This is a genomic window from Deltaproteobacteria bacterium (assembly GCA_020845775.1).
Classification (GTDB): domain Bacteria; phylum Bdellovibrionota_C; class UBA2361; order SZUA-149; family JADLFC01; genus JADLFC01.
On the sequence record JADLFC010000112.1, the window covers coordinates 1 to 11309 of the forward strand.

At 43.2% G+C, this 11309-nt stretch carries 11 protein-coding genes and 1 tRNA gene; 5 read left to right on the forward strand and 7 right to left on the reverse strand.

The annotated features are described in order from the left end of the window. A partial coding sequence (locus IT291_06970; protein ID MCC6220965.1) for an ATP-binding protein occupies positions 1–1227 on the forward strand: 1227 nt, incomplete at its 5' end. A gap of 145 nt (positions 1228–1372) precedes the next feature. Further along, positions 1373–2755, forward strand: a complete 1383-nt coding sequence (locus tag IT291_06975) for a hypothetical protein (protein MCC6220966.1) — start codon at positions 1373–1375, stop codon at positions 2753–2755. A gap of 17 nt (positions 2756–2772) precedes the next feature. Here the strand turns inward: IT291_06975 and IT291_06980 are convergent. From IT291_06980 to IT291_07010, 7 genes are all read right to left on the reverse strand, one after another. Beyond that, positions 2773–2849: transfer RNA gene (locus tag IT291_06980), tRNA-Pro, on the reverse strand. A 23-nt stretch (positions 2850–2872) separates the two neighbouring features. After that, entirely contained in the window at positions 2873–3334 is a 462-nt protein-coding gene (locus IT291_06985; GenBank protein MCC6220967.1) for a TerB family tellurite resistance protein, read from the reverse strand. 17 nt (positions 3335–3351) lie between these two features. After that, positions 3352–4398 carry a glycosyltransferase gene (locus IT291_06990; protein ID MCC6220968.1) on the reverse strand — a complete coding sequence of 349 codons (1047 nt, stop codon included), beginning with the start codon at positions 4396–4398 and terminating at the stop codon, positions 3352–3354. 17 nt (positions 4399–4415) lie between these two features. After that, positions 4416–5054 carry a membrane integrity-associated transporter subunit PqiC gene (locus IT291_06995; protein MCC6220969.1) on the reverse strand — a complete coding sequence of 213 codons (639 nt, stop codon included), beginning with the start codon at positions 5052–5054 and terminating at the stop codon, positions 4416–4418. Beyond that, the gene (locus IT291_07000) at positions 5051–6019 is read right to left on the reverse strand and encodes an MCE family protein (GenBank protein MCC6220970.1); all 969 of its coding nucleotides are present in this window, start codon (positions 6017–6019) and stop codon (positions 5051–5053) included. Before IT291_07000 ends, IT291_06995 begins: the two co-directional genes overlap by 4 nt. Before the next feature lie 9 nt (positions 6020–6028). Continuing rightward, positions 6029–6799 (reverse strand): ATP-binding cassette domain-containing protein, encoded by a 771-nt coding sequence (locus tag IT291_07005; protein MCC6220971.1) that lies wholly within the window; start codon positions 6797–6799, stop codon positions 6029–6031. Continuing rightward, positions 6800–7951 carry an ABC transporter permease gene (locus IT291_07010; protein MCC6220972.1) on the reverse strand — a complete coding sequence of 384 codons (1152 nt, stop codon included), beginning with the start codon at positions 7949–7951 and terminating at the stop codon, positions 6800–6802. 101 nt (positions 7952–8052) lie between these two features. Here IT291_07010 and IT291_07015 point away from each other — a divergent pair, with 101 nt between their 5' ends. The 3 genes from IT291_07015 to IT291_07025 form a co-directional block, all read left to right on the forward strand. Beyond that, on the forward strand, positions 8053–9228 hold the full coding sequence (locus IT291_07015) for an ATP-binding protein (protein ID MCC6220973.1): 1176 nt from the start codon (positions 8053–8055) through the stop codon (positions 9226–9228). Between the two features lie 288 nt (positions 9229–9516). After that, complete coding sequence (locus tag IT291_07020) at positions 9517–10671, forward strand: ATP-binding protein (GenBank protein MCC6220974.1); 1155 nt, start codon at positions 9517–9519, stop codon at positions 10669–10671. Between the two features lie 200 nt (positions 10672–10871). After that, positions 10872–11309, forward strand: a 438-nt coding sequence (locus IT291_07025) for a DUF2723 domain-containing protein (GenBank protein ID MCC6220975.1), incomplete at its 3' end; no start/stop codon positions are given.

Consider the following 11309-nt stretch of genomic DNA (forward strand, 5'->3'; position numbering starts at 1 on the left):
ATTGAAGAGCTTATCGAAAGGCAAAGGCAGGAGTTTGAGGGATTTAAGGCGATAGCCTATGTGCCGCGAGCGCAAGAGAGCAAGTTGCGAGGTTATCTAGAAAGCTCCTTAATTAAAATCGTAATGGGGCCGCGGCGTGCGGGAAAGTCGCGGTTAATTCAAAAAGTTCTTGAGAACGAAAAAGTTGCTTATATAAACTTCGAGGAAGAGCGGTTTTCCAATGTTACAGGAGAGCAGATAATTGAGGCTGCCCACAAGATCTATCCAAGTGCCAAGTATTGGTACTTAGATGAAATACAAGATTTTTTTGAGTGGGAAAAAATCCTTAACAAACTTCATCGGCGTGGCTACAATTTAGTTGTTACGGGCTCGAATGCACGACTCTTAAGTTCCGAATTGGCAACCGCGCTTACCGGGAGGCATCTTCCACTTGAGCTTTTTCCTTTTTCGTACTCAGAGTTCCTTCAGGCGAGAAACATTAGACGCTCTTGGGAAAGTTTTGGAGACTATCTTGACTGTGGTGGTTTTCCAGAAGTAGTACTAAATACTGCACTTGATCCAGGAATCTATTTAAACACTCTATTTGATTCTATTGTCTTAAAGGATTTAATCAAACGAAAGAGCATTCGCGTTCCCGCTTACTTAACTAACAGTATCTCGCTACTAATTCAAAATATATCATCTCGCACAAGCGCAAGGGCAATCGCAAAGGCACTGAACAACACTCCGACATATACTACAGTTGAAAAATATATTGAGTATGTGCGCGAAGCATATTTAATTGAAACGATTCACGCATTTAAGTTCAAGCCCAAAGAGAGAATTCAAAGCGAAAGAAAGCCTTATTCGATTGATACTGGGTTTATAAAGGCTCGCACTAGGCAAGTTCTTTCTTTGCAGGGAAGACAGCTTGAGAATGCTGTTTATCTAGAGCTTCGCCGCAGAGGCTACGCAGCAGGAGATTCGTTGTTTTATTATCGTTCAGACGAAGGTTTGGAAGTAGATTTTCTTGTTAGGGAGGGTCACGTTACTACACAACTCATTCAGGTCTGCCTCGACCTTAGTTCATTTCAGGCACAAGATCGAGAAGTGCGTGCGCTACTCAAGGCCAAATTGCAACACCCCGACGCCTCTCTTCTAATTGTAACTGCTAACGAAAGTGGCAGTATTGAAGTTTCAAATGGCCAAGCAGTGAAGCTAGTTCCCGTGTTTGAGTTTTGTGCTTAGAAGCATTATTGAACTACGCAATTATGACAAGAGAAATCATTCAGGAACTAGCCTCTTCAAACCTACTAAAACAGCACTGTTTCATTGCTTCTGTGCATATCGTTTAGTAGGGGGCAATTTGATTCATTAAGCTAGCAATTTATATATGGGTGATATCGTCTTAAGCAACAGACCAACGCCTCCTATAGAAAATGGGTGCAAAAGCAATGCTGCCTCCCAGGGAAACGTGCTGTCTCAGGAGCTCAAAGTTCCGCTACCTACAGTTGCCATTTCCACTTCCACGGAAGACGCAACATTGAATCTTAGCGTTAATACAGCTAACAATTCAGTAGTTGAACGACAAATATACAATTGCCCCAAGGAACTAGAGACATTTGGCCCGAAGAAAATCGACATCGTGGCCGATGACTTTAAGGCAAGGTGGATCAACCTAGATTCGGATGCCGAATGGGAAGCTACCCACGGAGAGCTAGTCGCTATTCCGATCGAGCTAGATTACCCTGAGAAAGAACGGCTTGTAAGGCTTCACATGCAGTCTAGTTCTATTGCTTATACGCTAGGCGAACTTGCGGAGCTTATAGAAGATAAAAAAATTAACGTCGCCGCTCTAAATATATCTTTTGCACTTCTAGAAAAACTTTCTACTCTAAAACAAATATGCAAGTTACCCGAACTAACTACTGCTAATCTTCTAAATCGTCGAGAGATGATTCTTTCCAGACTTCTAGAGTTTGCACTATCTGAAGTTCCTCTTGATACGGAGATGGTAAGAACCTATCATAGAGCCAACATCTGCCTAGATGTGGCGAAACACATAGAGAGAATTGCATCTTATGGAACAAGAGTTTATATTGCGGCTGGAAACTATTCGGCCGAGGAGAGTAGCGATAGCAAAAACTCGGATGTACCAATTAACCTCTATGCTTTGGCACCAAAGTCTATCGTCGTTGCAAGCGGCAAGTCACCAGAGAAATTGGATCGATTTTCACATGCTAGCTTTCATAAGGTGCAGGACGGCACACTTGAGTTAAATGTCGTAAAAGGCGGAATCGACATGAATGGCGACTTGCTAGCGGACATTCCTGAATCTGCACTCGACAAGTATCCTTGCTACAAGGAGCACGTGGCAGAAAATATTCTTGGAAAAGCGCCAAAGGAGTTGTTGAAAAAGGTTTCGCCAGACTTCATTGCTCAGGTAGACAATGAAGTTACGGAGAAGAACCTGCAACTGCATCCGGAAATTAAATACCTAAATTACTGGCTAGCAAAACTGCCTCCGGGCCTCTACAATCTACAAGATATCTACAATAAATTTCAGGCGACTACTCCGTTAGATACAAAAGTGAAGAGCTACGTTTACGTATGCCCTGTCCTAACAGAAGAGTCATCAGAGGAACATCTCGAAAGAATCTTCTTCCTTAGACTTAACCACACTACAGGCACTCTACAATTTACTTACCCTGATAGGTTATGCGGCACCTCCTTGGCAGCACCACAACAGATGCGCGAGGATACGAAAAATCAATAAGAACTAATAGCAATGTTTGGTCGGGGTGAGAGGATTCGAACCTCCGGCTTCCTCGTCCCGAACGAGGCGCGCTACCAGGCTGCGCTACACCCCGATTTTTTTTAAAAAATCTCTATATTATACCTGACCATCTTCAATCATATCCCTAGCGAGCTCAATGTGTTTTTGATTAAGCCCTAACAACTTTGCAGTGCGCGAGGCAAAAGCTGCCTCATGGCTACTCACCAAGCCATCTGCTAGCATGACTCGCCACATCATGGCAATTATTGCCACTTTTTGGCTCTCTTCAAAATTGGCATTAATCGCCTTAATAAAGGACTCTATCTTAACTTCGTCATCTACAAGAAGGCCTCCGACCTCCAAATTATAGCCAGCTTCCTCGTTCGAGAGCTCGAACTCGCGGTTTAGGGTAGATACAAGGCTATCAAATTCATCTGAATGAAAATACCCATCCAAACTTCCAGCTTTTATAAGAAGACAAACAGTAGCAATCCTGAGCTCGCTGGGCGTTGGTTGGCCAGTCTTATCTACCACTAAAGACGCTCCTGTCTTAAAAAATTCCTCGAGATTATTAAACATCGCTACCTCCTAAACTCTTATCCTGCAACACGACTACTAAATCCCCTCGCAACTGCCGCACTCCCTCTCGGAGCCCCAACCTCTACCAACATAGCACTAAATTCCGGATACATCTCGCCCAATAATGCGCCAAATGTCTGAGCCGATTCGCTATATTTTGCAAGCGCTCTGTAGACATAAGCCTTCATAGCACTAGCCTCGCGTGAAGAACAGTATTGCTCACTTAACTGAATACAATCAAGCGCCTTATTGTCATCGCCATGGTCGAAAAAAATACGCGCCAAAAGGAGCAAAGCTTTAGCGGCCGATTCCTTTGGTTGCTCGTTCCAATTTAAGACTGGAAATATCTCCTCAATTAGGGCATTTTCAATGGTCTTGGCCAAAATCTTACAGTGATACTCGCTTTGATCGCAAATTAAATGAGGGTTCGCCAGGTTATTTTCGTGAAAACGAAAATAATAAATTGGACTATCGTTATGAACAAACTTGCAGCCAGCAATGGCCGCGCGCACCCAAAAGTCATAATCTTGTGCCCGCTTAAAACTCAAATCGTAATTCCCTACTCGAGAAAAAACTGATTTCCGAATTAGCGTTCCACCATTAGGTATTATGTCCTCATACACTAACTGCATCAGCATCTCCCCTTGGCGCGCATCTCGTGACTTTCTTTCTTCCTTTGGATTCAAATCAGCATCGCAAGCAACGTGATTGCCATAAATAATATCTGCATCTGGATGTTTGGCCAAAATCTCTAAGTGTGAGGAAAGGCAATTCTCCGCCAAAGCGTCATCATCATCAAGCCACAGAAGGTAGTCACCTTTCATCCTAGCAACTACCTCGTTTCTTGCTTGCGGCCGACCGGAGTTTTCCCAAAGGTGCACTGCTACAATTTGCGGAATTGATAAATTATCTATATACGCTTTTGTTCCATCCGTAGAACCGTCATTGACCACGATTATTTCGCTAACTGCGTCCCCCTGAATTAACGCACTGCTAATGGCACGCCTTAAAAACTCGACGCGGTTGTAAGTAACTATGCCTATGCTGATTCGGGGAATATTCATTACACTACACTCTTACTCTAACTATCTCTCACATCTGCTGGAACTGCTTCGTTTAGCCAATAAACGACCTTGGACAAAATACTTTCTATAGCTTTCTCAAAAGAATCTACAGCACTATTTGCATTATTGCTAGAAACTGGAATCATTTCCACAAAATACCTCCTAGAAATAAGTAGCCTGCTTTTCAAATCAACTAATTCCAATACGACCGAAACTTTCACCCTTCCTGGCGTCGAAGCAACATCGTGGTAGAATTCCAAAAACTCACTGCGTAACAAAACGTCCGCCTTCACCGAGCTATTTTGGCGAGTTACGGTTCTAAAAAGCTTAGAAGATTCGATATATTTCCCCAATAAAGTCGAAAACCGCCTCGTTGGAGTTTCCACCCAACTAGCATATCTATAGTAACCACGTGTCGACTTAACTTTACTAAAAATAATTCTATGGCTATCGACAAATCTATCTGCTTCCGCTTGACCAACGAGCAAACGGATGTCGCGCTCCTTTACGCTGCCACTAAAATCCTCCAAATCGTCTCCTAGCACATAATAAACTTCGTTTTTAGAACCACCACCCAGCGAAAAACTACAACCCCCAACGACACTAACGATCGCACAGTAAACAAAACTACAAATTATCACCCTATAAACTTTCATCGCGCCCCACCTTCAGATAGCAACAATTCTTCTCCTGGGCCTAATTCATCGACACCAGGCTTTGCAATAAGGGCTCTCGGATCCTCAAACTTCTCAGAAGCGGCAGTTATTCTGTTAGCAGCCCGACTTACATCTTGGGATAAAACTTCCGTCCTAAGTGTAATTACGTCTACGGCGTTCGTAACGGACTTAGCGACTTCCTCTGTCTTCTTTCCAACTGTTTCCGTAGTTTGACTAACCTGCATAAGAGCATTATTGAGTTCATCGCCTATTTTATTTAGTTGCTCATCTATGTTGCCAGCAACGCCATTTAGCGACTTACTAATGGACTGAAGCTCCCTAACCAACTTTGTAACCTCCTCTATCATTCCCCCGATAGCTTCATCTTTGGTGGCCAAAACATCTGAAAATTTTTTTAAGTTAGCTAAAATAGAAGCGAGGCTCTCCCTATTTTCCTCACTAAAGGCAAGACTTGCCTCCTGCACCATACTTGAAACGTCCGACATTAAATCTGGAAGTGAATCGGCCAGCACATCCAGATCAGTTCGACCCTCGGGAATAATTGGATAATCCTCACCGGCTAAGACGCTTTCCAAAGCAATACTGCCCTGACTACTGCCAATTAACTCAACAGTGGCTAATCCCGTTAGTAAATTTCTCTTAACCACCGCTCGCGTGTCAGTTTTTATCGGCACACTTTCTTGAAGTTTAAGAAGAACCTTTACTTGCTCTATGTCGCGCTCAGAAATTTGGTAATCGACGACTGAGCCAATTTTTATCCCCTTCATAGTAACATCGCTATCCGTCTGCAAACCATTTAGGGAATGCTCCTTAAAATAAACATTAAAATACTTAACCTGGTTATTAGCGCCAACTTCCGAAAGCCAAAGCACAAACGCGATGATCATCAAGGTAGATAAGACAACCGCCGCTCCGACTAAACCATATTTAGCTTGAGAATCCATAATAAAATATCAGTATCTCTTTGCCTTCGCAGACGAAAAATAATTGCTAACCCAAGGATCCCGCACTTGCATGACTTCCTCCAAATTTCCATCTGCAATAACATTCCCCGATCCTAAAACTATTATTCGATCGGCAATAGTAGTAATCGAGTCCAAATCATGTGTTACCATAAAAATGGTCAGTCCCAAACTATTGCTAAGAGTTCTTATTAACTCGTCAAAAGCTCTGGCATTTACGGGGTCAAGACCAGAGGTAGGCTCATCCAAGAACAGCAGCTCCGGCTCCAAAACTAGTGCGCGCGCAAGTGCGACGCGTTTCTTCATGCCGCCTGACAAATCACTAGGCATCTTTCGCGCCGTCGATTTATCGAGGCCGGTAAGTGCAAGCTTTAGCTGAATGATGCACTTAAGAAGCTCGTCCGGAAGACTATATTGTTCCTTTAGCGGCACGGCTATATTTTCGCCCACCGTCAGTCCCGAGAAAAGCGCACTGTATTGAAAGAGCACTCCGTAGCGCCGTCGCATTTCGACCAGCTCCATTTCCGAGCAATTCCATACATCCGTTCCAAAAACCAAAACTCGTCCCGACGATGGCCTAAGTAAGCCTATTATTTCTCTAAGCAACGTAGATTTACCACTTCCACTGCCTCCTATTATGGCTACGATGCTTCCTCTTAACACCGAAAATGAAATACCACTGTGAATTTCTACTTCGCCGAAACTAGTATGAATGTCTTCTACTCTAATTACCGTTTGCTGGTTGTTATCTTGCAGTTCCATCTATATGCCCAGTTCGACAAAAATCACAGCAAACACAGCATTAATTATTATCACCGACACTATGCTTTGCACTACCGTTGAAGTAGTGCTCAATCCAACGCTTCTCGCGTTATTCTCAACGGAGAATCCCATTCGACAGCCAATTACAGCAATAAATGCGGCAAATACAGGAGCCTTAACTAGACCAACGACGAGGGATTTAACTGGTAGCACTACCTGCAAACGCTCAAGGTAGGTTACTCCCGTGATACCTAAGCGCAAATCGGCAATTAGCATGCCGCCTATTATTCCAATCGCGTCTCCCACAAAAACGAGAAGCGGCATGGCAATTACTAGAGCAAGAAACCTTGGTACGACTAAAACGCGCATCGGCGATAAGCCTATGGTTATCATTGCGTCTATTTCTTCGTTTAGCTTCATTGCGCCCAAATGCGCGGTAAAGGCCGAACCCGAACGACCCGCCATAATGATGGCTACTATCATTGGCGAAAGCTCTCTGCACATAGCAAGTGCTACCGCATCTACGATAAATATGTTCGCTCCATATTTTTCAATCTGAATAGCAAATAGATAAGCGATGACGACGCCCACCAAAAATGTAACGAGCGACACTACGGGGATAGCATTTACGAACCCAAGCTCCAGCTGAACAAATAATTCTTTAAGGCGAAGAAATTTTGGCCTCTTTGCTGTACGCGCTAGCTCATAGCTGCTTTCGCCGATAAACCTAGTTAAATTCGCAGTATCGCTAAAAATGCGCAAAGCATTCTGGCCAAGCCGCTCTAAAAGCGATAGACAAATGGGGCTATGAAATTCCTCCGGCTGCTCCAAGCGACTTGCCACTAGCCTGGCAATATCCAGGTGTCGCTTATCGAAGTTCCTAAACTCCGCCTCCCTAACATCGACGCCAGAGCTTTCTAAAAAGTGATAAAGCAGCATAGCGCCAGCCGTGTCCAAATGGCGTAACCCCCTGCCATCAACGACAACTCGAACATCCTGGAGTTGCGCTTTCGACAAGCTGCGATAGATGGCCTCGACATTGTCGAGCTCCCAAAACCCTAGTAGCGAAAACTTTACAAAATTTTCGCTCTTTTCTACCTGGAACCAGACATTTGCTGATTCGCTGGCCAAGAGGTTAGCTGTATTCTTCATCTGTAATACATAGCATCGTAAATGCTGTGACGGATAGATAATGTAGACGTTAACCGACAACTCATGATACATATGTAAAATATTGCCTCAAAATATTACATATGTATCATAGAATATCTAACCTACCAGAATTCCAGAGTTTTTTTCTTTTTGGGCCTCGCGGCAGCGGAAAGACCTGGCTCCTTCGCGAAAATCTAAAGAAACATTCCCGCGTTCTTTGGATTGACCTCTTAAAGCAAGAGGAATTCCTGCGCTATACTAGAGAACCTTCAGAACTGGAGGAAAAGATAGCGGCAAATGACAGTTATCCCGATTGGATAGTAATTGACGAGGTTCAGAGGATTCCTAGTCTCCTAAATGAGGTACATCGCCTATTGGAAGACGAGCTATATCACCAAAAAATCAAATTTGCCTTAAGTGGCTCAAGTGCACGAAAATTAAAGCGTGGCGGTGCCAATCTCTTAGCAGGCCGAGCTGTTGTAAACTACCTCCATCCTCTTACCTTTATTGAACTGGGAACTGACTTTTCCTTAGAGGACACCTTGAGTTGGGGCTCTCTTCCCCGCGTCGCTAACATCAAGAACCAGGAAGAGAAGAGCGATGTTTTAAAATCCTATGTACACACTTACATTCGCGAAGAAATACGGGAAGAGCAGGTAGTGCGAAAAATAGATCCTTTTGTGCGCTTTCTTGAGATTGCCGCCAGTGCCAATTCGGAAATGGTAAATTTTTCAAAAATTGCCAGGCAAATCTATTCTAACACCAATACCGTTCAACGATATTTTCAGATCCTAGAGGACACTCTTCTGGGCTTCTTCCTAGAAGCATATCACCCGTCAGTTAGAAAAAGGCAGGCTAAAACGCCCAAATTCTATTTATTTGACACCGGAGTAGCCAGAGCTATGTCTAACAGCTTGTCTATTCCACTGCTCCCATCTAGCTACTCTTTTGGTAAGGCTTTTGAGCACTTTGTAATCTTGGAGGCAAAAAGATTAAACGATTATTTTAAAAGAGATTTTAGGTTTTATTACTATCACGTCGATGGAAATGAAATAGATTTGGTTGTGGAGCGGCCTGGGCGTCCACTAGTTCTAATAGAGATAAAATCCTCCCGGCACGTCGATGAAGCCGAAGTTGCAAAGCTATCTCAAATCAGTAAGGCTTTCAGAGAAGCGGAAAAGAGAATTTTCTCTTTAGAGTCAACTTCGCGCAGGAAGCAAGATATTACAATAATGCCTTGGAATGAAGGAATTAAGGAACTCTTAGATCTTCCATGATGTTCTATAGCCATTTTTCAGCCTCTACCCACTAAATTGTCTGAAGCCCCTTTTACTCAAATTCTAACGGCCATCTTCTCGAACTGTGGTATACCGTTTCCAAAAAGTAAAATATTTTACTTACTTTTTGGAAACGGTATAGAGTTGGGGTTGAGGACGCTCAATATTTGTTCGCACCTCATTCCATGAGTTCTGGTTCGTATTTTGCCGCGCCGCCGCAAGTTACCCCCTAGCTCGCACATATAGCGGCTCGACACCGCTCCGCAAAAACAGTATATTTTATGGAGCATGTTCCATAGAGCAATTAACATATCGAAATCAAATAGTTTTTTTCTGTTCGGCGCTAGAGGCACCGGCAAGTCTACCTTGATAAAAGAGCGTTTTGTTTCTGGAAATACGATTTACATCGATTTGCTAAAATTTAGCGAAATGACTCGCCTACAAGCAGATCCGGAGGAATTGCTCCGCAGGATCGCTCCATCTACGGACTGGGTGGTGATTGATGAGATACAAAAGGTTCCCGCCTTACTCGATACTATCCACTATTTTATCGAAGCTAGAAATCTTACTGCTAAATTTGCCCTTACGGGTTCAAGAGCTAGAAAGCTAAAGTTGGGCGGGGCTAACCTTTTGGCCGGAAGGGCATTCGTATATGAACTATACCCGCTTACCTCGAGCGAACTAGGTGATGACTTCGATCTAATGCAAGCCATTCAATGGGGCTTGCTGCCGGGCGTGTTTGCTTATGACACAAACTCTGACAAAAAACTATTTTTAGAGGCCTATGCAAACACATATTTGAAAGAAGAAGTATGGGACGAACATTTGGTAAAAGACCTCGAACCTTTTAGAAAATTTTTACAGGTTGCTGCGCAATGTAACGGCACTGTCATCAACTATTCAAAAATCGCCCTCGATGTTCGCGTCGATACGAAAACTGTTCAGCGCTATTTTCAGATATTAGAGGACACACTTGTAGGCTGCATGATCGAACCTTACAGTCCTTCATTGCGCAAGCGGCAACGAACAAATCCGAAGTTTTACTTTATCGATCCAGGAATTGTTAGAGCTCTTACGAATAGCTTTGCCATGGATATATCACCTGCGACACTCGGATTTGGATATGTTTTCGAGCATTTTGTAATTTTAGAGTTTCTTAAAAGAAATAGTTATCTGCGGAAAAACTATCAGTTCTCGTTTATTCGTGACACTAAGAATAGAGAGGTTGACCTAGTAATCGAACGCCCTGGTGAAAAAACGGCTCTGGTAGAAATTAAATCCACGGATACTGTAAGAGCCGAGCACATCAAACAACTTCACACTTTTCTAACCGACTATCCTGAATGTGAGGCTTTTTGTATATCCAGAGATGAAACCGAGCAGTCGTTTGGAAAAGTCATTTCACTGCACTGGTCTAAAATCTTCGACAGAATTGGGCTGTGAGTGAGCAGGCGTGATCGGCGCTCTTTCTTAACTGTGTCAATAATGTCTCAGCATTCGCTAGATTCACGAACAAACAAGAAATGCCGTTTTCAAAAAAGAAAGGTATTTAAATCACTTTTGCTATACCGTTTTCAAAAAGTAAGTTAAATATTTTACTTTTTGGAAACGGTATAGAAAACAGGTGTTTTATTTTTTTCGGTATGACTACCACATGCAGCTTTTTGGTCTTTGGGTTATCGTTAGCACTTTATTATTTCACGCTTGCTCCTACAGCTACTCTAGTTGACAGTGGCGAGCTAATTTTAGCCGCCCACAGCTTAGGAGTAGCCCACCCGCCGGGGTTTCCGCTTTACGTTCTGCTCGCGCACATTGCCACACTTGTGCCGCTAGGAAACATCGCAGAACGCGTAAACTTTTTTTCTGCGCTATTTGCCGCCTTAACTGCGAGCGTTACCTGTTTAGCGGCCTTTGAGCTCTGTTGCACTATGGAATTAGGTAGTAGGTGCCGAGCTAAACCGTTTCCAAAAAGTAAGTTAAATATTTTACTTTTTGGAAACGGTATTTGTTGTTTATTGGCAAGTGCTTACGCACTTGCTGTTTATACCATTTACAAAAATCCTTTTTGTAAATGGTATAAA